This window comes from Marinobacter sp. V032 (assembly GCF_052645435.1).
The window spans coordinates 363,639-386,609 of the sequence record NZ_JBQXYE010000002.1; the positions used below are offsets into that span (position 1 = coordinate 363,639).

Genomic DNA, 22,971 nt, shown 5'->3' on the forward strand with positions numbered 1-22,971 from the left:
TTGGAATGAATCATCGAAACGAACCTGCACTCTCAAGAGGAACAAAATGCTTTCTGAATGGGAAAAAATGTTAAGCGGGGAACTCTATGACCCCACTGATCCGGTGCTCGTAGAAGCCCGCAATCGGGCGAGAGATCTCTGTCAGGACCTCAACGCAACCCGTGAGGGTCAGGATAAAGAGCGCGCAGTCATCCTGCTTGAACTCTTCAATAAGGGTGGCGATACAGTGGGGATGCAGCCGCCTTTCTTCTGCGATTATGGAACCAATATTGAGCTGGGCGAGCGGGTGTTCTTCAACTTCAATTGCGTGGTGCTGGACGTCGCTCGTGTCACCATCGGCGATTACACACTCTTCGGCCCGGCTGTTCAGATTTACACTGCAACTCATCCCTTTGATGCGGCGCTAAGACGCCGGCAGGAATATGCGAAACCGATCGAAATTGGATCTGACGTATGGGTTGGCGGTGGCGCCATCATCTGCCCGGGCGTTCGAATCGGCTCACGCACCATCATCGGCGCGGGAAGCGTTGTCACACGGGATATTCCGGAAGGGGTATTTGCGGCAGGTAATCCCTGCCGCGTCATTCGGGCGATAACAGAGGAGGAGGCCACGTCGATTAAAAGCACTGATATGGCCTGAGACGCGCAAAGGCGCAGAGCAAGGGCTGGAAACGCTTCCAGCCTTAAATCATCGGCAACCAAACCACCAACGCAATCAGCGTCAGCAACAACACGGGCGGCGTTAGCACCAGCCCCACCTTCATATACTGTCCCCAGGTAATACGATGCCCTTTGCCAGCAAGCACGTGCAGCCACAACAGAGTGGCAAGGCTCCCGATAGGGGTGAATTTGGGGCCGAGATCGTTGCCGATAACGTTGGCGTAAACCATTAGTTCTCTGGTGAGCGCCGGTGCGTTGACCTGATCAATTGCCAATGCGCCTATAAGGGTGGAGGGCATGTTGTTCATTACGGACGCCAGAATGGCTGCTGCAAACCCGGTACCCAGGGTTGCAATAAACTCTCCTTGTTGGCTGAGCCAGGTCAGCATCCCGGCCGCGCTGTTCGTTAGCCAGGCATTGCCAAGGCCATACACCACCAGATACATGCCGACGGAAAACAGCACGATTTGCCAGGGCGCGTGCCGCACAACTTTGGAAACTGACACGACCGCTGTTTTACCTGGGGTGAACCAACGACCGGCAATAGCCATCAGTATCAGCGCGGCAACACCCATGATGATTGAAATGGGAATGTGCCAGCGAGCGGTCACAAACAGCGCAATCAGTAATACGGTGAGTACCGGAAATGCGGCACGAAACACCTGCTGATCGCGAATGGCAGAAGCCGGTGCGTCAATACGGTCAATTGAGTAGCGCTTGGGAATATCTTTTCTGAAATAGAGGCCGAGTACCAGAAACGTGGCCAGTATCGAGATGATATCAACCGGGATCATCACTGCTGCGTATCGCGAAAAGCTGACGTCGAAGAAATTGGCGCTGACGATATTGACGAGATTGGATGTGACGAGCGGCAAGCTTGCCGAGTCCGCCACAAATCCTGTTGTGATGATAAAGGCGAGAGCCGCCTGGGGCCTGAACTCAAGCCGCACCAGGATGGCCAGTACAATCGGCGTCAATAACAGTGCGGCGCCGTCGTTGGCAAAAAGCGCGGAAATCATCGCGCCCAACAGAATGATCAGGGGGAATAGCAGGCGTCCGCGGCCATTGCCCCAGCGGGCAATATGAAGCGCCGCCCATTCGAAGAAGCCGGCTTCATCTAGTATCAGCGATATGATGATCAAGGCTACGAAGGTAAAGGTGGCGTCCCAGACAATATCCCATACGATGGCGATATCGCCGAAGTTCACGACACCTGCGGCAAGTGCGACTGCCGCGCCAGCCAATGCGCTCCAGCCTATGCCAAGCCCTTTGGGCTGCCAGATCACGAATATCAGGGTGACTACAAAAATGGCAAATGCCAACACGTTGATCTCCAGAACATATCACTTCAATACCAGACGTTTCTGACGACCGGTTTCAGAAACACCGCTTCCCCATGGATCTTAAATAGCGCCTTGATTAACGCGACGGGAGACCTCTTCAGCACTTTCGACGCGCTCTGAGTATCTGTCCGTAAGGTAGCCGGACCGGCTGCGGGTCAGCCATGTGAATTTCACCAGCTCCTCACACACGTCAACAATCCGCATATATAGAGGTGAAGACTTCATACGACCATTGGCGTCGAATTCGGCAAAAGCTTTGGGTACAGATGACTGGTTAGGGATAGTGATCATCCGCATCCACCGGCCGAGAATACGCATCTGGTTAACAGCGTTGAAGCTCTGGCTGCCGCCGGACACCTGCATTACCGCCAGTGTTTTGCCTTGAGTTGGCCGCACACCGCCAATTGATAATGGCAGCCAGTCGATCTGGGCCTTCATTATGCCGGTCATGGCGCCATGGCGTTCCGGGCTGACCCAGACCATGCCTTCAGACCAGGTCGCGAGATCACGCAATTCTTTCACCTTGGGGTGGTCGGGCTCTGCAGCATCTGGCAGTGGCAGGCCGGTCGGGTTGAATGTCTTTACCTCACACCCGTACCAGCGGAGAAGGCGAGCCGCCTCTTCCGAAGCAAAGCGCGAAAATGATCTTGGCCGCAGCGAGCCGTAAAGCACGAGAATCCGGGGTGGGTGATCAGGTGAGTCGGAACCGGCCAGCGCATGGGTGTCGATAGGATGGAGTTCGCCGGGTGCAATATTCGGCAGATCTTCAAAACGGGAATCCGTCATTGGGCGCTCCTGTCAGGGTTGTGTTCTTGGCTGGATGCGGGGGTAACTGTCTCGCCATCTTCTTTAGTGAACTGCGCCACAGGGTTTTCAAGCAATTCAAAAACTCGCTCGGAAGGTCGACAAAGGGCCGTGCCTTTCTCGGTAATCACGACCGGCCGGTTGATCAGGATCGGGTGGTCGATCATCGCGTCAATCAGCTGATAATCGGTTAGCGCGGGATTATCCAGCTTGAGGTCGTCGTAAGGCGTGCCTTTGCGTCGCAATAGCTCGCGTGGAGGCATCTGCATCGCGGCCAACAATTCAACGAGCCGTGCGCGGCTGGGAGGGTTGACCAGATACTCGATGACCTCGGGTGTTTCGCCCGATGCCTCGAGAATGGCAAGTGTGTTTCTTGACGTTCCGCAGGCGGGGTTGTGGTAAATAATCGGCTTCATAACGACCTCGTTATTCGCTTGTATCAGGGCAGCAAGGGGGCAAGGCGGTCGTCAACGGACCGCACACCGAAGGATGGCCACCACAGCAGTCTTCAACCAGAAAGCGAAGCGTCTCCTGCATGGCATCAAGATTGACTCTGTAAATAATGGAACGGCTGTGGCGGGTCGAATGCACCAGCCCGGCACGGGATAACACCGATAAGTGGGCCGACATGGTGTTGTGCGGCACATCAAGCTCGCGGGCTATTTCGCCTGCCGGCAGGCCCTCCGGCTCGTGGCGAACCAGTAGACGAAAGGCATCTAGCCGAGTGTCCTGAGCCAGGGCGGAAAAGGTGGCGATTGCGTTTGTATTGTCCATATGTCCAAGTTTATGGACATAACAAAATTATGCAAGGGAATTTTGGAAGCTTTTGCGATTGATGTCGGATGGGGGATCCGCAGTGTTCTATTTGAAGAGAACTCCTCGTTGCAGCACAGGATGTGTTGCGTAAATGAAATCGGAATATAAAACCACGTAAAACATCGTTTAGTTTGATGTTTTTGCTCCGTTTTTGAATGAATTGAAACAAAACTGTCATGTCGTCGGCATAGGCTGCCCCTGACCATCTGAGAGGTTCTTATGCTATGCGACTAACTGTCCGGCTTCGACTTGTACTGTTTTCCGGTGTCTCGGTTTTTGCTCTTGGAGCACTCGCATGGATAGCGATGGCAGTGGTGACGGAAGCTAAAAATGAAACTGATCACCTCGTCAGGGAGGAAATGGCTGATGTGTGGTTGCTGAACGACCTGGATCAGAGCCACAGGGAACTCCTGGACATCGCCTACCGGATCAAATCACAGCTTCTGCTCTGGGACGAAGTCACTGAACGGTTTGCCGGGATTACTGATGAGATCAGCGTCCAATGGGAGATTGCGAGGCATAACCCGCGACTGGAGCAATGGGCGGACGATCACCAACAAACTCATGACGCCGTACTTGAATTGCTTGCGCTGATGGGAAAAGGGATCGACGAGCGAAGCTATTACTCTGTCGGTAAGGTTGTTGATTTCAATCTGTATCCCGCGATTGACCCGATGCTTGCTGCCATAGATGAACAACGCACGCTGGGGCGCCAAAGAGCAGACGCGGGGGCAGAGGGGTTATTGGAATTTTTGGATCAGCAGAAGAACTTCCTTTTAATGGGTGCCCTGATTTTCCTGGTTGCCGTGTTTGCGATGACGTATTGGCTGCGCCGCACTGTCACCACACGCTTACAGCTGATTGCAGGCCGCCTTCGCGAAATGGAGCGAAATGCGGATCTTTCAACGCAACTCCCGAGCGATGGGTATGACGAGGTGTCGTCTGTTGCAAAGGCCATCAATGGTCTGATCGCAAAATTCACCGATTTTATTGGTGATGTGACGGTCGCTTCAAATGCTCTTGAGGAACGGGCGCATACCCTGGAACAGCAATCTGAAGAGGTCAGGGCGTCTACGGACAACACCAACCAGCAGATTCGGGATGTCGTGTCGTCGATGGCAGTGATTACAGATCGCACTGCCAAAATTGAACATTCCGCTCAGGTATCGCGAGACAAGGTCAGTGATGCTGTAGAGGGCAACGGCGACGTCCAGAACCAGCTCCGGCAAAGCGAACACGCCGCTGAACACGCCGTTGAAGTCATAGGCCGGGTTGCCAGTGCAATCGAAGCTTTGCGGGGCTCCAGCGTCAAGATTGAACAAGTGATCAGCGTGATCGCAGATATTGCAGAGCAAACCAACTTGCTTGCACTCAATGCAGCAATTGAGGCAGCTCGGGCAGGCGATCAGGGGCGCGGGTTCGCTGTTGTTGCGGACGAAGTCAGGAGCCTGTCGCGGCGCACCGGGGAATCGACAGGCCAGATTCGGCAATGGGTAACAGAACTCGTCTCACAGGTTGATCAGGCCAACGGCTTGTTGGATGAGACACGTAAGGCTGGCGACGGAAACCGCGAAACGCTCGGCGACCTCAAGAGCCATCTGGTTGCACTGCAGCATACCTTTGACGACCTAAAACACCTCAGTGATGAAGTAGATGAGTCCATCATGGCGCAGCGGGAAGAAATCGGCCGTGTCGGTCGGCGCTCCGATGCGCTTAGCGAAAGCTCGAACGGGCTCGAGCGAAATGTGAGTAATACATCAGCCGTTGGGTCCCAGCTACGCGAACAATCTGTTTCGCTCAAGGCGCTAATCGCCCGTTTCCAGACCAACAGCCAGTGAGACCGGACATCGTTGCGGGAACGGAGAACGGGGAATCCAGGCATTCGCTCAGTTTCGGAGGCATGTGATGACTTCAGGCGATCAGGCGAGAGAGTTGCAACGCATTATCGACGGGCAGCTGGTAACGACATTATTTCAGCCTATTGTCGACTGCCAGCGGCGCATAGTCGTGGGCTACGAAGTGCTAACGCGCGGCCCATCCGATAGCCCTTTGCATGCAGCGCCCGCGTTATTCCAGGCAGGTGAGCAGTGCGGGCAGGTTGAAGCGCTGGAGCGCGTCTGCCTCCATCAGGCCGGCAGAACCTGCCTTCGAAATGGCATGAATCAGCCAGTCTTCGTGAATGTGTCGCCAGGGTTACTTTTACCGGAGAACCTGTCGGAGCGGCGCCTTGAAGATTTATTGACGGCCCATGGTATTCGTCCAACGGAAGTGGTCATCGAGCTATCTGAACGGTATCCGGTTGTCGACGCGGACGCGCTGAAAGCCAGCCTGTTAAGCCTGAAGAAGCGAGGGTTCCAGATCGCGATCGATGATCTCGGTTCTGGCTACTCGGGGTTAAAGCTATGGCATGAAATTCAACCGGATTACGTTAAGGTCGATCGACATTTCATCAGCGATATCCACAAGGACTTGGTCAAGAAGGAGTTTGTGCGTTCGGTCGTCAATCTATGTGAGCGGCTGGGTTGCAAGTTGATTGCGGAGGGCGTGGAAACCGAAGCAGAACTCTCACTATTGCGTTCAATGGGCATCAACCTTATCCAGGGCTTTCTGGTGGGTCGCCCCAACCCGTTTCCCGCGGCCGTATTGGATGCAATTGGCCCGGCTTTCGAGAGGCCCCGTCATGAGCGGGTTATAAATGCAGGCCTTCTGAGCCAGCCTATTGAACCTTTGTCGCCAAATAACACGCTTGGTGATGCCTGGCGCAGGCTACAGACGGAGCCATCTATTTTTGCCTTGCCGGTCGTGGACACTGGCCGGCCAGTGGGGTTGCTTCACAAATGGCGGGTGATGGAGGTGTTCAGCTCCACTTATGGGCGCGCTTTAAATGAAAAGAAGTCGGTCACCACACTGATGGGGCACGATGCGCTCGTGGTGGGCCGTGATGAGTCGTTGGAAGCCGTGAGCCAGTCATTACTTGAAGACGATCTCTATTATCTGAAACAACATTTTGTTGTTACCGAGAATGATCTTTATCTTGGACTTGGCTCGACACGAACCTTGCTTAAGATGATGACTCGCCAGCGCGTCGATCGAGCCCGACATGCGAATCCGCTCAGTCAGCTTCCGGGCAACGTAATGATTCAGCAGGAATCAGAATGGCGGTTGCAGTATGCTCGGCCGTTCTCCTGTGTTTATTTCGATATTAACCATTTCAAGCCGTTTAATGATGTTCTTGGTTACAGTCTGGGCGATGAGCTGATTCTGTCACTGGCTCAACATTTGACTGATGCCTTTTGTGCGCCAACGGACTGCGTTGGCCACATTGGTGGTGATGATTTCGTGGTCTTTTCCTGCAGCCAACACGTCGTGGAAATCTGCCGCGAAGTACAGGCCCGGTTTGAAGCAGAGGCACGTAGCCGATATCCGGCGAATATCCGTGATGCCCGAAAGGTAACTGCCGTTGATCGTGATGGCGCGCTGAAGGAATTTCCGTTGATTTCGCTGTCTGCCGGCATCGTCCATGTTGATAACGAATCTGAATTATCGATTTCGGGCCTGGCGAGTATCAGTACTGAAGCAAAAGGGAAGGCAAAGCTGAAGGCTGATCGTGTTCATGTGACCAGGTTAAATCAGTCAGGTATTAGCGAAAATCTGGCATTTGCTAACAAGCTGGCGGGTAGCGCTTAGATCGCGGAAAGGTTAAAGGCGTGGAGCTGAATGGATGCAGCGGGCATTTGAGCCCGCTGCAAAGCCGGTAATTATTGACTTGATGCCGTTAGCCGTGGAGCGCCTTCAGGCATTCCTCAATAATGCCGAGGCCTTCTTCGAGGATGTCGTCCTCAATGGTAACCGGCATCAGCACCCGGATTGAATTGCCCCAGAGGCCGCAGGTGAGAAGGATAAGTCCTTTTTCCTGGGCCATTTTCGACAGTTTGCCGGCCATTGCGGCATCCGGCTTGCGGGACTTCTTGTCGGTGACAAATTCGAATGCTGCCATGGGGCCGAGGTTGCGCACATTATCAACGTGCTCGAACTCTTCCTGCCAGTGCGTGAGACGCTGGTGCAGTTTGTTGCCCAACACCACACTACGCTCGAGTATGTTTTCTTCTTCAAAGACCTCCATCACTGCAAGTGCTGCAGCGCAGGCCAGCGGGTTGCCACTGTAGGTGCCGCCAAGACTGTTCGGGCCGGACGAATCCATCATTTTTGCGTTGCCGACAACCGCGGAAATCGGCATGCCATCGGCCATGCTTTTGGCCATGGTCATGATGTCGGGTTTCACGTCGCAGTGTTCAACCGAAAACATCTTGCCGGTACGGCCAAAGCCGGACTGAACTTCGTCAACGATCAGGGCGATACCGTGCTCGTCACATAGCGCACGGATCGCTTGCATGAAGCCGGGTGACGCGATGTAAAAACCGCCTTCGCCCTGAACCACTTCAATCACGATAGCGGCCACATCTTTCGCCGGGATATCGGTTTTGAACAGCATTTCGAGTGCGGCCAGAGAGTCTTCTTCGGTAATGCCATGGTAGGGCACGGGGAAGGGCGCACGGAAAACGCCGCCGGGCATTGGGCCGAAATCGTGTTTGTAGGGCAGCACTTTGCCCGTCATGGCCAGGGTCATCATAGTGCGGCCGTGGTAGCCGCCGTCGAAACAGATGATGCCGTGGCGACCTGTCGCGCTGCGCGCAATCTTGACGGCATTTTCGAGTGCTTCTGCACCGGCGTTAAACATGCAGGCTTTGGCGCTGTCACCGGTGACAGGGGAGATTTTGCAGAGCTTTTCCGCGAGCTGAACGTATGGCGCGTAAGGCATGACCGTTTGGCAGGTATGCATAACTTTGTCGAGTTGCGCCTTGACCGCCGAAACCACTTTCGGGTGGCGATGGCCGATATTGAGAACACCGATACCGCCGGCGAAATCAATCATGCGCTTTCCGTCTGCATCCCAGATCTGGGCGTTCTCCGCGCGGTCGGCGAACTGCGTATTCGGACTGGCTGCGCCGGCAGCGACGTATTTTTCCTTGAGAGCCTGAAGTTCAGCGTTGTTCATAAGTCTTCTCCTGGTTGATATGCCGGGGCAGACGCCCATTCGCACGAGTAACCGTTGTAGATATAACTTAGAGGTTATAGGCAGGACATTGCCACCCTTCAGAGCAATTTTTTTTGAATACCGGTATTTCTTCCCGACGTATAGCGTTAATGGCGACGCTTTATATAGCTGCGCCCTGGCTTTTAGCCCGCGCTGCACGGGCTTGTAGCGCCACGTCACGGGTTTCCGGTACTGACCAGCCCCGCAGGTTGGCTTCGATCAATTGCGCCAGTGCCGCTATGTGGTGAGGCTCGGCGTTAAGCGCGCTGATATAGCTGAATTTCTGGCCGCCGGCCTGCATGAAGTAACCGCGGTTTTCCTCGTCGATTTCTTCAATGGTTTCCAGACAGTCCGAGGAAAAGCCGGGGCAGAAAACATCGATCGATTTCACGCCCTGTTCCGGCAGGGCTTTCAGGGTCTCGTCGGTATAGGGCGTCAGCCACTCTTCGCGACCAAACCGTGACTGGAACGTTGTTTTGTAATCGGCTGGATCCAGACCAAGGCATTCAGCCAGCAGTCGCGATGTTTTATGGCACTCGCAATGGTATGGGTCGCCGTTGAGCAGGTATTTTTTCGGGATGCCGTGGTAAGACAGGATGAGTTTGTCGCTCCGCCCATGCTTATCCCAGTGCGCGCGAATATGTGTCGCCATCGCTTCGATGTAGGGAGGATAGTCATGATAGTGGCTGACGAAGCGAAAATCCGGCAGCCAGCGACGTTGGGTAAAGTCGGCTGCAATGGCGTCGAAAGTCGAGGCGGATGTGGAGGCTGAATACTGGGGATACAAAGGCAGAACCAGCAGTTTTGTCACGCCTTCGCGCTGCAATTGTTCCAGTACCGTTGATATGGCAGGTGAGCCATAGCGCATCGCAAAAGCGACCACGACCTTGTCACCATGAGTCTTGGTAAGCGTTTGCCTCAACTGCTCGCATTGGCGTGCGGTATGTAAAAGCAGGGGCGAGCCCTCGGCCTGCCACACCTTGCTATAGGCCTTGGCGGAAAGTCTTGGCCGGAAGACCAGAATGACGCAGTTGAGAATGAGCCACCACAAAAAACGCGGTACCTCGACTACACGCGGGTCTGACAGAAACTCCTTCAGATATCGACGCAGGGCCTTCGATGTAGGCGCATCCGGCGTGCCGAGATTGGTGATGAGTACGCCGATTTTTTCGGCCTGTTCATGCCTGAATCCGGCAGGTCCCCGATAATGCATGTTCAACTTCCATAACAGATTGAGCGTGGTACAACGTCGGATTAAGTGACGTGATGTTAAAACGTAGCCTCTGAGACATCATTGCAGATGCAGACATTACGTCATTTTGGGCTGAAAGGATTAGTTTTTTAAGTGTTTGCGCTATTACTTGCAACAGACGACCTGTTCGATTCGCAAAGTGCTTTCCATGCGTCGTAGGTACTAAGGAACACTTCACCTGAAAGTTCAGCCAGAAAATCGCTCTGCCGCAGACGATCCATCACCGGGCCTTTCACCTCAGACAAGTGAAAGCGGACGCCGGATGCTTCAAGGCGGGTGTTAATCGCTTCGAGTGTCTCAAGGGCTGACGTATCGATATGATTTACGGCGGTGCACATCAGCACCAGGTTGTTGACGTCGGGATGGTGCTCAATCGCTTGTGCAATCTGGTCTTCGAGATAGCGGGCGTTTGCAAAGTACAGCCCTTCATCGATTCTGAGAATCAGTGTATGCGGGACGGTGTCTACCTGATGGCGTGAGATGTTACGGAAGTGCTCTGTTCCCGCGATACGGCCAACCACCGCTGTATGGGGGCGGCTGGTGCGGTGGAGGTACAGCAGCAGTGAAAGCCCGATACCGGACAATATACCCGGCGTTACACCCACCGAAACGGTGACCAGCAAGGTGATCACAAGTGCGGTTCCATCGGCACGGGAATAACGCGTAACCGCACGGATAGCACGAATGTCCACCAGACTGCTGACTGCGACAATAATCGCGGCAGCAAGCGTTGCCCGGGGCAGGTAATAGAGCCAGTCCGTCAGCAATAAGGTCACCAGTGCGATGCCCAATGCGGTAAGTACGCCTGCCACTTGAGTCTGGGCCCCGGCGGCGGCATTGACCGCTGACCTTGAGAACCCCCCGGCCACTGCAAAGCTTCCGGCGATCGCGGCCGTAATATTGGCAGCCCCAAGCGCCACAAGCTCCTGATTGGGATTGACGCGCTCATTACGCTTCGATGCGAGTCGATGGGCAATGGCGGTGGATTCAACAAAGATAATCAGGCTGATCAGCGCAGCGGGTAGTAAAAGTGCCTCAAAGAGAGCCAGATCGAATACAGGTACTGCCAGTGCGGGCAACCCGCCGGGAACCTGGCCAACCACGGCCACCCCATTATCGGACAAGCCCCTGACAGCCACGATAAGCGTTGAGACGATCACTGCGATCATGGGGGCAAGCTTGGCAATTGTCAGCGCAGCGGCGCCGGGTAAACCGATTGCGGAGAGGCCTTTGGCGGCATATTTGCTTGCGAGAAACAGAAACAGAATGCTGCAGACGCCGATAATCGCTGTTACCGGATCAACATCGCCGGACCCGGTTACCAGTGTGGTGACCATCTCAACTGATGTCCGACCGCCGCCGTCAATCCCGAGCAATGGCATGAGTTGGCTGATGATGATTAAAAGAGCCGAGCCCGAGATGAAGCCGGAGATGACAGGATGGCTGATAAAGTTGGCGATAAACCCAAGCCTGAATGCGCCCATTGCAACCAGGATCACGCCGGATATCAACGCCAGCATCATTGACGCAGCGGCGTATCCTGCAATCCCCTGACTGACAATTTCGCCTACTGCGGTTGCGCTCATCAACGCAATAACGGCCACCGGGCCAACGGCCAGTGTCGCGCTACTGGCAAAGATCGAGTAAGCCACTACCGGGAGAATGCTGGCATACAGGCCGGCTTCCGGCGGCATTCCGGCAAGAATCGCGTAGGCCAACGACTGCGGAATCACCAGTACCGTCATGATGATTGCAGCGAGCAGATCGCGCCCGAAGGCGCGGGTGTCATAATGCGCCAGCCAGCTCAGGGGCGGTAGGAGCGCCTGTAACTTTCGCCTCATTGCCAGGCCTTGTTCCTCAGCGCGTGTTTGCCAGGCCGACCATGCGCTCACGCTGATCGGTCAGATCGTAACCTGCGGCGCCGGCGGTCCGGAGCAGAGCATCGATATCGCCACGCTGGGCATTTGAGAAGGCCCAGAGCTTGGTGCAGCGTGTGCCGGTACGGCAGAAAGCAAGTGCAGGGCCTGCCGCGCTTTCCAGAAACTGGCGAAAGTTCGCAATGTCTGCATCCGTGATATTGCCGGGGGCGACAGGCATGTAAACCCAGTCGAGCCCATGTTTGCGGGCTGCATCTGCTAATTCGTCTGTTGCCGGCTGGTCTGCGCCTTCGCCTTCAGGGCGATTTGAAATCAGCGTGCGGAAACCCGCTTTGGCGATCTGTTCAACATCTGCTGGGGTCACTTGCGGGGACACCGACAGGGTGTCGTCGAGTTTGCGAATATCCATAGAATAATTCCTCAGTTCGGGTCCGAAAGGTTTGCAGCGCATTGAATCCTTGCTCGCTGCAATGGAAATTCAGTTAAAACAATTGAGCGGAATTTTCAGGTAGCGCACGCCGTTCGCTTCGGGCTCCGGCATATGGCCGGCACGCATGTTTACCTGAACCGAAGGTAGCATAAGCCGGGGCATTCCCAGTGTTCTGTCACGCTCCTCGCGAAGGGATACAAATGCATCCTGGCTGATGCCTTCATGTACGTGAACGTTTAACTGCTTTTGGGCTTTAACCGTTGTCTCGGATGACAGCGCCGGCCGCTCCGCAGTGCCGTAGTCGTGACATAGAAACAAACGGGTCTCATCTGGCAGGCTGAGCACCTTCTGGATCGACTCGTAGAGCGTTGCGGCATCTCCACCGGGAAAGTCGCAGCGGGCTGTGCCGTAGTCCGGCATAAACAGCGTATCACCCACGAACGCCGCGTCACCGAATACATAGGTCAGGCAGGCTGGCGTGTGGCCCGGCGTGTGAATAATCGTGCCTTTCAGCTGACCGATATGGAATTGATCACCGTCTTTAAACAGGTGATCAAATTGCGATCCGTCGCGATGGAATGCCGAATCCGCATTGAATGTTGAGCCGAAAACCGACTGCACCGCGCAGATATGTTCGCCAATACCGGTTTTGCCGCCCAGTGCTGCCTGAATATAGGGGGCGGCAGATAAATGATCAGCATGGACGTGAGTTTCCAGCACCCAATCGACAGTTAGGTCCTGACTTTTCACCCATTCAATAATCGTGTCTGCTGAGCCAAAGGTGACCCCTCCAGCGGCGTAATCAAAGTCAGTCACCGAGTCGATAATGGCGCAATGTTCACTCGCAGGGTCTTTCACCACATAGCTGAAGGTGTGGGTATCCTCATGCAAAAACGGTGTGACTTGAGGTTGGTGGGTCATGTTCACCTCATGCTTACCTGGAAAATGAGTTATTCACGTGACCGCTTAACTGTGTACGGGTTGACGATATCACGTGTCTGCGCTGCTTTCTGAATAGTTATTCAAAAAAGATCTATTCATATAACAAAGTGTAAACCGAAGTCGAACCCGGGGAAATGCTTTAGTTCAGAGGGCAGAAAAAAGCCCGGCACGGGTGGCCGGGTAGAGGCGTGCGAGTAGTATCCATGAAAGACTTCCAGACAACTGGTATCAGCAGGGATACCAGCACTTTGAGTATTGATCATATTTTGAGCATCACAAGTTTTTACATGTCCGAATTGAAAACATTTTCTTCTAAGTGGCTCTGTTTTATAGCGCTGGGGAACCGATGTTTTCAAGTGCCTGTAATGCCGCTATTTTCCGGGCAGGTTTGGATAGCAAAAATCCGAGCTTTGGTGCTGGATCGGCAGAGTGTTCAATCAGTGTAAAGGGGCCGCCTTGTCGCTGAAACGTCGTCGAGGATGTAATACAATGGAGGGCATTATCCCCATAGCGTTTAATGCCCAATAGTTGGCCGGCGGAGTAACAGGCAAATGAGCACTGACAAGAAGCGTGATACCGATCATTCAGACATCACAGATCAATTAACCGACAGTGAATCGTCTGAGAACAATGCTCAGCTTGCAGACAAGATTAAAGGGTCTGCGCGCCAGATATGGCTCGCGGGACTGGGCGCCTACACCAAGGCGGAAGAAGACGCCGGAAAGTTCTTTGAGCGCCTGGTGAATGAAGGCGAAGAGCTCGAGAACAAAACCCGGGGTGTTGTGGGGCGGCATGTCAAAAATGTCGAAGGGCGAGTTGAAGACGTAAAAGAGCGTGCAACGGGCACCTGGGACCGCCTGGAGGGATTGTTCGATCAGCGTGTTTCGGGAGCTTTACGGCGGTTGGGGATTCATCGCAAGGAAGAAATCGAATCGCTCGAAGCGCGCATTGAAGCCCTTGAAGCCGAGCTGAAATCCATTCGTAAACAGAAAAAGTAATACTGAGACCGCGGAATCACACTTGCGGGTTCCGCCATCACCGCTTTAAAGGTATTCCTCCGCCATCATGGCAGCCTGTTCGCGGGCGTCTTCCACAAGATAGGGCTGAATCAGTGTGATCATCTGAAACACGCCCCTGCCGAGATCGACTCTGTCTTTATCTTCCAGATGGGACAGCATTTCAAAGCTCACCCAATAGCTGATGGTTAACGCGAGCTGCTCGCACAGGGCATCAAGCTGGGTATTGCTGATGGGCATGAGTTGCTGGTCCGACAGGCTTTGGCACAAGGTCTGGAAGGCTTTGCGTTTGAGCTTCAGTATTTTGCGAAAGCGATTTTGCAGATTGTCATACCGGGACAGGACGTTGACCAGATCCTGGTACAGAAACCGGTACCGGGCGATAACTTCAAATATCAAATGCAGGAAAATGCCCAGCTGTTCGAGTGAGATATCGACATCTTCCGGCACGACCAGAAGGTCGTGCATCTCAGCTTCATAAACGTCAAACAGCTGGGAGACAATGTCACCTTTGCTCTTGAAGTGGTAATAAAGATTGCCCGGGCTGATATCCAGCTCATCCGAAATCAGCAAGGTTGTCACATTGGGCTCACCCACCGTGTTGAACAGCATAAGGCTGGCATCGATGATCCTGTCGCGGGTTTTGACCTTCATCCTGTCAGTCCTGTTGGGCGATCACGATCAAAGACTGAACTCGGCCCAGATCGGGCAGTGATCAGACGGCCGTTCCATGGCGCGAATGTCGTAGGAGACGCCTGCGGCTGTCGCAAGCGGCAGAAGTGAATCGCTGGCCATGATCAGATCGATTCGAAGACCTCTGCGGGGTTCGCGCTCAAAACCCTTGCTGCGGTAATCAAACCAGCTGAACGTATCGGCTTCGTCTGGATGCAGGTGGCGGAATACATCAGTCAGGCCTTTGGCTTCCAGTTTGGCCATCCACTCACGCTCTTCCGGCAGAAAGCTGCACTTTCCGGTACGTAGCCAGCGTTTTGCGTTGTCTGCGCCGATCCCGATATCAAGATCCGTTGATGAAATGTTCACATCGCCCATGACAATCACGGCTTCATCGGCCGTCGTGGCTTCATCAAGGTAGCGGTTCAGGTCAGCATAAAATTTCTGCTTGGCGGGGAACTTCGTCGGATGATCACGGCTCTCGCCCTGGGGAAAGTAACCGTTGATGATGGTCAGCTTTTTACCGTCAATTTCAAATCGACCGGTGATGAGACGGCGCTGGGCTTCGTCATTGTCCCAGGGGTAACCCTTCTGAACGTCGATTGCTGTTTGCTTTGATAGCAGGGCGACGCCGTAGTGGGTTTTCTGCCCATGAAAGTGAACCTGGTATCCCATGGCTTCAACTTCAGCAACGGGAAATTCCTCATCCCTTACCTTGGTTTCCTGAAGCCCGATAAAGTCAGGATCGAAGGTGTCGATAACCGCCTGTAACTGGTGAAGACGGGTGCGGATACTGTTGACGTTGAAGGAGACGACTTTCATGAGACGGGATGAGTCCTTTGTGCGCGTTTCTGCAGGGCGCTGCAACCTCAAAAGGCTATAAATGGCAGCGGCTGTGATGCGTGAAGTCTATCACAGCACCGCTGCACTCAAAGCGATCTGATTGCATCCTGTGAACTGGTGGCAAATCCCCCGGGCGCGTCAGGGTTGTTTCGGGGAGATCAATGCACAGGGGAGGTCGGCTGACTGGTATTGGAGGTGCACGACGTAATTAGATTCCGAATTTTTACGGATGTTGCTCAGGCCAATGTAATCCGTCAATTGGCCTTCGTCGTCAAACCCGAGCAAAACCGGATCAACGAGCCAGTTCAGGAACATACCTGCAGGACGGATCTTGATGGCGAGTGTCACGTCGATGCGGCTGTCAGATACCGGTTCGGCGATAAAGTCATAGGTTTTACCGCGAGTGGGCGACAGAAACTCAAACGACACCTCTTCGCCTGCATTCAGCGCGTGCCAGTGCTGGCGTATCAGCGAGAGAAAGCCGGCATCCACGACAACCTGGTCGTTCAACGCCAGTTCAAACGCTTTTTTGTCGTCCTCGCCCATGTCAGCGTTGATCCGAAGCTGTTTGTCATTCTCGTTTCTGACGTTGATTTTTTCGCCAACGTTGGGCTGATCAAAAGTGTAGGACGGGCGCTGCGGAGATTGATCATAGCGCATGGTCTTTGTCGCCAGCTCGGTTTTTGCTTCATCGGCGCGACGGTAGGTCACCTGGCGTTCAAGGGGCTGAAAGACGTTATTGATGCAGCTCCCGGTGACCTGATGATCTTCGGTATAAATCGCCTCCTGATTCTCCACACCAGTCGCTGTGCCGGAGAAAGTGTAAACGGCGTTGTCTGCGTTATCCTGAGCCCAGGTCACCGGCGAGAAACTACTGGCCGCGGCGATAACAGCCAAAGCCAGGACAGGTGTGACATGTGGTTTCGAACGACGATAGTGTGTCATGCGGCAGAGGTCCCCGGCATTATTCCACGCTTGAGCGTGAACAGAAGCGGAAGCACGATCGTCCAGCCCACAGCCAGCGCAAGCAGGCTGACAGTGGGGTCGGGAAAGGAGGTATCTCCCAGGCGTGTCGCGCTCCAGTAGGCAAACGGCCCGCCAATGGGTGCAAAGATGAAAAGCAGCCAGCGCTTTTTACCCAGCCAGGCCAGCGAATGGGGCAATGTTGTCATAAACAGGGCCCAGAGCCCAACCAGCCAAAGGGGTGTCCAGGCCGGTTGTGCCGGATGCTCCAGCACTCCCGCGTTGAGGTTGATGCCGTCTAGCAACGATCCCAGGGCTGTGCCAGCGGCGATGAATAGCACTTCCTGTTTTCGCCTTTGGCTGACCAGCGTCAGATGCACAACGACGAAAACAAACGCCACGATGCCGGATGTGAAGCTGGTCTCCATCGCACAATAAATCCAGCCGACCTGAAACAGAATCAGATTGACGATGTTGCGCCCTAACTCATTGCTGATCATGGGGAGACGGACGGCGCCAGCTGATTTCCCGGCTTGGCAAATACGATCTGGGAGACGCCAATGGCGCGCTCAGCAAACCCTGCCTCGCAGTAACAGAAGTAGAAAGTCCAGAGCCGGATGAAAGCATCGTCATACCCCAATGCCTGAATCCGCGTTCTGGCTTCCAGGAATCGTTCGCGCCAGTCCCTCAGTGTGCGGGCATAGTGGAAACCGAAGTCATCCGATGCAGAAAGCACCAGGTCTGTACCATTTCTGACAGACTCGAATATGGCGCCAAACGAGGGGATAAAGCTGCCGGGGAATATAAAGCGCTGGATGAAGTCGACATTCTTAAGCGCTCGGTCATAGCGTTGCTCGGGCATATTGATCGCCTGAATAAGCGCCAGTCCGTCAGGCTTAAGCAGTGTGCTGATTTGCTCGAAATAGCTGTCCAGATACTGTGGGCCGACCGCTTCGATCATCTCGATCGACACCAGCTTGTCGTATTGCCCCTTGAGGTCGCGGTAATCATCGAACAGAAGGGTGATCCGATCTGTCAGTCCCTCTGCTTCGATACGGGCGAGAGCAAGATCATACTGTTCACGGGAAATAGTGGTCGTCGTGACCTGACAGCCGTAGTGTTTGGCCGCGTGGATCGCGAAGCCTCCCCAGCCGGTGCCGATTTCGATCACGCTGTCGGTCGGCCCAAGATCAAGTTTTTGGCAGATCCGGTCGAGCTTGAATACGGCCGCTTCGTCCAGTGACGATGTTACTTCCGGGTAAATGGCGGACGAATACATCATGGTGGGGTCGAGAAACAGTTCGAACATGGCATTGCCCAAATCGTAATGGGCCTCAATATTCTTGCGCGAACCGGTTTTACTGTTGCGGTTGAGCCAGTGAAGCCCTCGCAAGGCGGGCTTGGTGATCCAGCTGAACCTGTCTTCAAACGCATTCATGCGATCGATGTTGCGGGTAAAGAAGCGGAGCAGAGCCGTCAGATCAGGAGTTGTCCAGTCCCCGGCCACGTAGGATTCAGCAGCACCAATGCTGCCGCCAGTGAGAATGTCGCGCCAGGCTGAGGCATCGCTTACATGGATCTCCGCCACTGGATATTGGTTGTCCCCATCGCCAAATTCACGATCATCAAGACCGGACTCAACGACTCTGAGGCGTCCAGACTGCAGCAGGGACAACTGCTTAAACACGATCCGGCGCGCCCAGTGACTGCTGGCAGACTCTTTTTGACCGGACTGTACTGCGTTCAGGTTCTCCATGAACTCACCTTGCCTGTGTCAGGGGTGCGGGTATCAACCCGTTCACCATTATCTTGATGACCCATACGAAACGCCGGTGAATTCCGATCAAGTTTGTCCGGATGAGTCTGGAAGTTGGCACCTTTAAACTTGAGCCTGAGCGCCTGCCAGTAGATGCCGCCGGCTACCTTGAGAGATTCGAGTGGAAACGCTTTGACATGGTCTCTGACGGACTGGCGGGTAAAAGGCATACGGTGCACGTTGAGCGTGGCGTCGAACTGCTTGATACCTTCTTCGTAGACATTCATGTGGATGCGAATCTGGTTGCCGCGAAAACTGAACATCCAGCGGTAGGACTGTTCCATCCCGTTGTAGGGTGAAACATGAAACCGCTTACGAAAATCGTAGCGCTGGCTTTTCCAGCCTGAGCTGCTCTCGTACACAGCGGCGCCCTGAAGGCAGTAAACATGACGCTCAAACCAGGGCGTATTGGTGATCTGGGCGACAATGACTTCAGGCACAGCCCCTTCGATCGCATGCTCACCAGCCCGGTAACAGCAGTAAAAACTGACCGGGTTAAAAGAGAATCCGAGATAGCGGGGATTGGTGATCAGCTCAATGTCGCCGTCAGGCTGCCAGCCTGTTGCGGCTACAACCTGATCGATGATGGCGGTTTTCAGGTCTGTGTGGTCAGGGTTGAAATAATCTTTGCGCGCCAGTGATAGCCAGTTGAAACGTTCGAGGGAGAAAAGTCGGCTGCGCGTGTGGACCCTTGACCATTCATCCAGATTAAGTGCCAGCATGCCGGTGTTGTAAGTGAATTCATGTTTGACCGGATGCATGCGGCGGTGACGCACTCGCCCGTTGAGCCATTGGCTCCTGAATGTGCTGGGTGTCGGCATGGCTAGATCCCGATCCCGAATGCTTGCGTGACCCGCAACGCGCTGCGCACGCCGTCTTCGTGGAATCCATTAAACCAATAGGCGCCGCAGAAGTGTGTCCGGTTTTTCCCGCCGATTTCGTCATAGCGTGCCTGTGCTGCCACCGCGTCAAGCGTAAACACGGGGTGCGCGTAGCTGAATTGTTCGATAATCAGGGAGGGATCAATTGCCGCGGTATTGTTTAAGGTGACGCAGAAAGTTTCGGGCGCGGTATGGAAATTCTGCAGGATATTCATGTTGTAGGTCAGCGATACCGGCTCGGTGGCGTGCGCAGGAATGGCATAGTTCCATGCAGCCCAGGCACGTGTGTTTGACGGTAGCAGGCTGACGTCTGTGTGCAGTACTACGTCGTTATCCTGATAGCCGATTGCGCCAAGAATTGCGGTTTCCTCAGGGCTGGCGTCGTCCAGCAACGACAGCGCCTGATCACTGTGGCAGGCAAAAATCACCTGATCGAATTTGGCAATGTGACCGTCTACTTCAATCTCAACATGCCCGGTGTGCCTGACAACACGGGTCACCGGCGTACTGAGGCGGGTGAGCGGCGCAAGCTTTTCCATCATTCGCGACACATAGTGCGCGGAGCCGTTGGATATAACCCGCCACTCCGGCCGGTCATCAACCGAAAGCATGCCGTGATTATTAAAAAACTGCAGAAAGAAACGCACCGGGAATTGTTCGAGCACAATTTCCGGTGCTGACCATATCGCGGCGCCCATCGGCACAATGTAGTGTTGGCGAAAGTAACGAGAGAACCCGTTGCGATTAAGGTACTCACCAAGGGTCTCGGTGGCGGACAGCGCATCGGCGGCAAGATCTGCCCGTGTCTGCTTATTGAACTTGAGAATTTCCCTGATCATATTGAGAAACGGAAGATTAAACACATTGCGGCGCTGGGCGAACAGCGTATTCAGGCTGGTGCCGTTGTACTCGAGTCCCGAGTCGGCTGATTGCACGCTGAAACTCATCTCGCTGGCTTCCGATTCAACGCCAAGCCGCTCCATCAGTTTGATGAAGTTGGGGTAGGTCCAGTCATTGAACACGATAAAACCGGTGTTCACCGGCCAGCGTGTGCCATCGATTTCAACATGCCGGGTATGGGTGTGGCCGCCGGCATAATCAGCTGCCTCGAAAAGTGTCACATCATGCTGGTCAGCGAGCAGCCAGGCGGAAGTCAGCCCGGAGATACCACTGCCAATAACGGCGATGCGTTGGCGATCAGTCATTCATCGGTTTCCTGTGATTTTCGGGTCATGCGCGCAGCCAGGCTGTCGATCCAGCATTGAGGTAGCAGGTTCAGCGCCTTCAGCGTGTAGGTGAATCGTTTCGGGAAATGAATTTCAGTCCTTCCTTTCTTTAAACCCTTGAGAATGCGATTGGCTGCGTCCTCGGCTGTCACCATGAAGGGCATTGGAAAGTCATTTCGATCGGTCAGGGGTGTCTTGACGAATCCGGGCGATACCACGGTCACGGTAATACCCTCGGCGGCAAGATCGGCCCGCAAGGCATGAGCAAAATAGGTGAGGCCCGCTTTCGAAGCGCCATAGCCCTCAGCTCGACCAAAAGGAAACCACCAGGCCGATGAGCTGACGATCACAAGGTGGGCAGGTAACCCCGCCCGACGTGCTTTGCGTAAAGCGGGGAGCACGGTTTCGACGCTACGGGCTGTGCCGATCAGATTGGTTGTAATGTTGTGCTCAATCACGCTGGCATCAAACTGGGCAATATCGACGTACTCACAGGTGCCGGCATTCAGGATCGCCATTTGAACAGGCGCTTGCTCGCGAAACAGGGTTCGGGTTTTCTCGAGGTCATCAGGTTGGGTCGTGTCCGCGACGGCAATAGTCACGCGTTCCGGTGCTTCGCTGGCCAACTCCTGCAGCGGTTGGAGGCGCCGGCCCGTTGCGATTATTCGATGATTGTCTCGCAGTAGTGACTGTGCCAGGTGCAAACCGATACCCGAGGTGGCCCCGGTAATCCAAACGGTTGCCTGAAAATCCAGTACACGGGGAGTGCTCATGATGCGTGCTTCCGTAACCAGCGAACGGCACCGCCGAGAACCGGCAGATTTTCGTACAGCAATTCACCGGCATCGAAGTAATCCCGATGGCTGATAATCCGGTTATCGGTTATGACAAGGTGGCTGATGCCATTCACTGTGATGGCATCGCCCCCTTTAAGCCGTCGATGCTGGAGTGTCATTATCCAGGGCAGGCATATTTCAGCCCCATTCTCTATCGGCTTGGAAAATTCAAAATGACAGCTGATCACATTGCTGTAGGCACCTTCGAAATACTGTTTAAGTGCCGTCAGTCCGCCGACCGTTGTGAATGGATCTGTAAACCGGACATCTTTGTGATAGACGCCTTCCAGGTCGCCGAGATGATCAGACGACATCTGGTTGAAAAGGCGGGTGAATCGCTCAAGGCAGTTCGGTAATGCCGTGACTTTCTCCGCCCCGTGTAAATCAAGCTCTGATGCGTTCATCTCATGACCTCCTGTCACGGGCGAGGGTTTCGTTCTTGATGTTGTCCGGGATCTCGTTGAGGCTGTGAATGATGCGCAGCTTCTGCATCGTCCAGAGAACATAGTAGGTCACGTCGATCTCATACCAACGGAATCCCTGACGGGCGGACAGCGGCCAACGGTGATGATTGTTGTGCCAACCCTCGCCAAGTGTGATCAGTGCGAGCCAGAAGTTGTTGCGGCTGTCATCGTTGGTATCGAACCGGCGCGACCCCCAGACGTGAGCGAGCGAATTGATCGAAACAGTGGCGTGAAACAATGCCACTGTTGAGATAAAGAACCCCCAGACGACTAACTGTAGTCCGTTGGTGCCAAGGCCCGGCGCCCAGGTTGCCAGTGCTTCACCGAGCAGGTAGATAAGAGCAACAGTGAGAGCGGGAATCAGCGCATCAAACCGATTAATAAAGCGCAGCTCGGGGAACTTCAGCCAGTCCCGAACACGATTTTCATTCATGGCAAATCCCGCATCACAGGTAAACCAGCCCAGGTGCGCCCACCAGAACCCACTCTGCTGAGGTGAGTGCAGGTCGTCCGGAGAATCTGAATGCTGGTGGTGATGCCTGTGATGAGCCGCCCACCACAAGGGCCCCCGTTGCGCGGCACTGGTGCCGATAACGGCGAAAACGAACTGCCAGAACCGGTTGGTCTTGAATGTTTTATGGGAAAAGTAGCGGTGATAGAAGCCGGTGATCGCAAACATCCGCACCAGGAAAAAACCTAACGCAAAAAATGCGGCGAAGGCGCTGACACCGGTATAGATCGCCATGAAACAAACGGCGTGGAGGGCGATAAAGGGTAGAACCCGCACGACATTGAACCGCCGACTGTCAGTATCCAGATGATCCGAATGGGCCTCGGAATCGAACCATCTCTGCACGCTGTGTAGCCAATGCTGTACTCGAGTCATTGAATTGCCTTTCTCCAAAATTGGGACATCGACTGTTACTCTGGATCCGCTGAGGTTCGATTCTCGTTCCACCCGGACCCCGGCTATTGTTAGCCTCAACCGCCAACAGATGGCATCTGGCGCGAGGCGGCTCAGCATTAAACTTGCGC

The 22,971-nt window shown here is 54.4% G+C and carries 23 protein-coding genes; 4 read left to right on the top strand and 19 right to left on the bottom strand.

Going from position 1 to position 22,971, the window contains the following annotated elements; translation table 11 throughout:
• The first annotated feature begins 46 nt into the window (after window positions 1–46).
• Complete coding sequence (locus ACUN9X_RS13230) at window positions 47–640, top strand: sugar O-acetyltransferase (protein ID WP_445473387.1); 594 nt, start codon at window positions 47–49, stop codon at window positions 638–640.
• Window positions 641–683: 43 nt separating this feature from the next.
• Here ACUN9X_RS13230 and ACUN9X_RS13235 read toward each other — a convergent pair whose 3' ends face one another.
• The 4 genes from ACUN9X_RS13235 to ACUN9X_RS13250 form a co-directional block, all read right to left on the bottom strand.
• A complete protein-coding gene (locus tag ACUN9X_RS13235) occupies window positions 684–1,985 on the bottom strand; it encodes an arsenic transporter (protein ID WP_445473388.1) in 1,302 nt (433 codons plus the stop codon).
• Between the two features lie 78 nt (window positions 1,986–2,063).
• Entirely contained in the window at window positions 2,064–2,789 is a 726-nt protein-coding gene (arsH, locus tag ACUN9X_RS13240; protein ID WP_260037535.1) for an arsenical resistance protein ArsH, read from the bottom strand.
• Window positions 2,786–3,223 (bottom strand): arsenate reductase (glutaredoxin), encoded by a 438-nt coding sequence (arsC, locus tag ACUN9X_RS13245; protein ID WP_445473389.1) that lies wholly within the window; start codon window positions 3,221–3,223, stop codon window positions 2,786–2,788. The genes arsH and arsC overlap by 4 nt, the downstream gene beginning before the upstream one ends.
• 10 nt (window positions 3,224–3,233) lie before the next feature.
• Complete coding sequence (locus ACUN9X_RS13250; protein ID WP_260037532.1) at window positions 3,234–3,581, bottom strand: ArsR/SmtB family transcription factor; 348 nt, start codon at window positions 3,579–3,581, stop codon at window positions 3,234–3,236.
• Between the two features lie 266 nt (window positions 3,582–3,847).
• Between ACUN9X_RS13250 and ACUN9X_RS13255 the strand changes: the two genes are divergently transcribed.
• Window positions 3,848–5,461: a methyl-accepting chemotaxis protein gene (locus ACUN9X_RS13255; protein WP_445473390.1), complete on the top strand. Its 1,614-nt coding sequence runs from the start codon at window positions 3,848–3,850 to the stop codon at window positions 5,459–5,461.
• Window positions 5,462–5,528: 67 nt separating this feature from the next.
• Window positions 5,529–7,310, top strand: coding sequence for a bifunctional diguanylate cyclase/phosphodiesterase (locus tag ACUN9X_RS13260; protein WP_445473391.1), 1,782 nt, complete (start codon window positions 5,529–5,531; stop codon window positions 7,308–7,310).
• A gap of 88 nt (window positions 7,311–7,398) precedes the next feature.
• Here the strand turns inward: ACUN9X_RS13260 and gabT are convergent, their stop codons facing one another.
• The 5 genes from gabT to ACUN9X_RS13285 form a co-directional block, all read right to left on the bottom strand.
• Window positions 7,399–8,679 carry a 4-aminobutyrate--2-oxoglutarate transaminase gene (gene gabT / locus ACUN9X_RS13265; protein ID WP_260037527.1) on the bottom strand — a complete coding sequence of 427 codons (1,281 nt, stop codon included), beginning with the start codon at window positions 8,677–8,679 and terminating at the stop codon, window positions 7,399–7,401.
• A 160-nt stretch (window positions 8,680–8,839) separates the two neighbouring features.
• Window positions 8,840–9,931: a ferrochelatase gene (hemH, locus tag ACUN9X_RS13270; RefSeq protein WP_260037525.1), complete on the bottom strand. Its 1,092-nt coding sequence runs from the start codon at window positions 9,929–9,931 to the stop codon at window positions 8,840–8,842.
• A 128-nt stretch (window positions 9,932–10,059) separates the two neighbouring features.
• Window positions 10,060–11,811: a SulP family inorganic anion transporter gene (locus ACUN9X_RS13275; RefSeq protein WP_445473392.1), complete on the bottom strand. Its 1,752-nt coding sequence runs from the start codon at window positions 11,809–11,811 to the stop codon at window positions 10,060–10,062.
• Between the two features lie 16 nt (window positions 11,812–11,827).
• Complete coding sequence (locus ACUN9X_RS13280; protein ID WP_445473393.1) at window positions 11,828–12,256, bottom strand: TIGR01244 family sulfur transferase; 429 nt, start codon at window positions 12,254–12,256, stop codon at window positions 11,828–11,830.
• A 69-nt stretch (window positions 12,257–12,325) separates the two neighbouring features.
• Complete coding sequence (locus ACUN9X_RS13285; protein ID WP_445473394.1) at window positions 12,326–13,198, bottom strand: MBL fold metallo-hydrolase; 873 nt, start codon at window positions 13,196–13,198, stop codon at window positions 12,326–12,328.
• Window positions 13,199–13,770: 572 nt separating this feature from the next.
• On the opposite strand from ACUN9X_RS13285, the gene ACUN9X_RS13290 reads away from it, so the two are divergent.
• On the top strand, window positions 13,771–14,217 hold the full coding sequence (locus ACUN9X_RS13290) for a phasin family protein (RefSeq protein WP_260037519.1): 447 nt from the start codon (window positions 13,771–13,773) through the stop codon (window positions 14,215–14,217).
• A 45-nt stretch (window positions 14,218–14,262) separates the two neighbouring features.
• On the opposite strand, the gene ACUN9X_RS13295 is transcribed toward ACUN9X_RS13290, so the two are convergent.
• The 10 genes from ACUN9X_RS13295 to ACUN9X_RS13340 form a co-directional block, all read right to left on the bottom strand.
• Entirely contained in the window at window positions 14,263–14,889 is a 627-nt protein-coding gene (locus tag ACUN9X_RS13295; protein ID WP_445473395.1) for a TetR/AcrR family transcriptional regulator, read from the bottom strand.
• Window positions 14,890–14,916: 27 nt separating this feature from the next.
• Window positions 14,917–15,729 (bottom strand): exodeoxyribonuclease III, encoded by an 813-nt coding sequence (gene xthA, locus ACUN9X_RS13300; protein ID WP_445473396.1) that lies wholly within the window; start codon window positions 15,727–15,729, stop codon window positions 14,917–14,919.
• Window positions 15,730–15,888: 159 nt separating this feature from the next.
• Window positions 15,889–16,695: a hypothetical protein gene (locus tag ACUN9X_RS13305; RefSeq protein WP_445473397.1), complete on the bottom strand. Its 807-nt coding sequence runs from the start codon at window positions 16,693–16,695 to the stop codon at window positions 15,889–15,891.
• The gene (locus ACUN9X_RS13310; protein WP_445473398.1) at window positions 16,692–17,213 is read right to left on the bottom strand and encodes a DUF2878 domain-containing protein; all 522 of its coding nucleotides are present in this window, start codon (window positions 17,211–17,213) and stop codon (window positions 16,692–16,694) included. Before ACUN9X_RS13310 ends, ACUN9X_RS13305 begins: the two co-directional genes overlap by 4 nt.
• Window positions 17,210–18,469: a class I SAM-dependent methyltransferase gene (locus ACUN9X_RS13315; protein ID WP_445473399.1), complete on the bottom strand. Its 1,260-nt coding sequence runs from the start codon at window positions 18,467–18,469 to the stop codon at window positions 17,210–17,212. Before ACUN9X_RS13315 ends, ACUN9X_RS13310 begins: the two co-directional genes overlap by 4 nt.
• On the bottom strand, window positions 18,457–19,350 hold the full coding sequence (locus ACUN9X_RS13320) for a DUF1365 domain-containing protein (protein ID WP_260037509.1): 894 nt from the start codon (window positions 19,348–19,350) through the stop codon (window positions 18,457–18,459). Before ACUN9X_RS13320 ends, ACUN9X_RS13315 begins: the two co-directional genes overlap by 13 nt.
• Before the next feature lie 2 nt (window positions 19,351–19,352).
• Window positions 19,353–20,615, bottom strand: coding sequence for an NAD(P)/FAD-dependent oxidoreductase (locus ACUN9X_RS13325; RefSeq protein WP_260037507.1), 1,263 nt, complete (start codon window positions 20,613–20,615; stop codon window positions 19,353–19,355).
• Entirely contained in the window at window positions 20,612–21,409 is a 798-nt protein-coding gene (locus ACUN9X_RS13330; RefSeq protein WP_445473400.1) for an SDR family NAD(P)-dependent oxidoreductase, read from the bottom strand. The genes ACUN9X_RS13325 and ACUN9X_RS13330 overlap by 4 nt, the downstream gene beginning before the upstream one ends.
• Complete coding sequence (locus tag ACUN9X_RS13335; protein WP_260037503.1) at window positions 21,406–21,876, bottom strand: nuclear transport factor 2 family protein; 471 nt, start codon at window positions 21,874–21,876, stop codon at window positions 21,406–21,408. Before ACUN9X_RS13335 ends, ACUN9X_RS13330 begins: the two co-directional genes overlap by 4 nt.
• 1 nt (window position 21,877) lies before the next feature.
• Entirely contained in the window at window positions 21,878–22,822 is a 945-nt protein-coding gene (locus tag ACUN9X_RS13340) for an acyl-CoA desaturase (protein ID WP_445473401.1), read from the bottom strand.
• Between the last annotated feature and the right edge of the window lie 149 nt (window positions 22,823–22,971).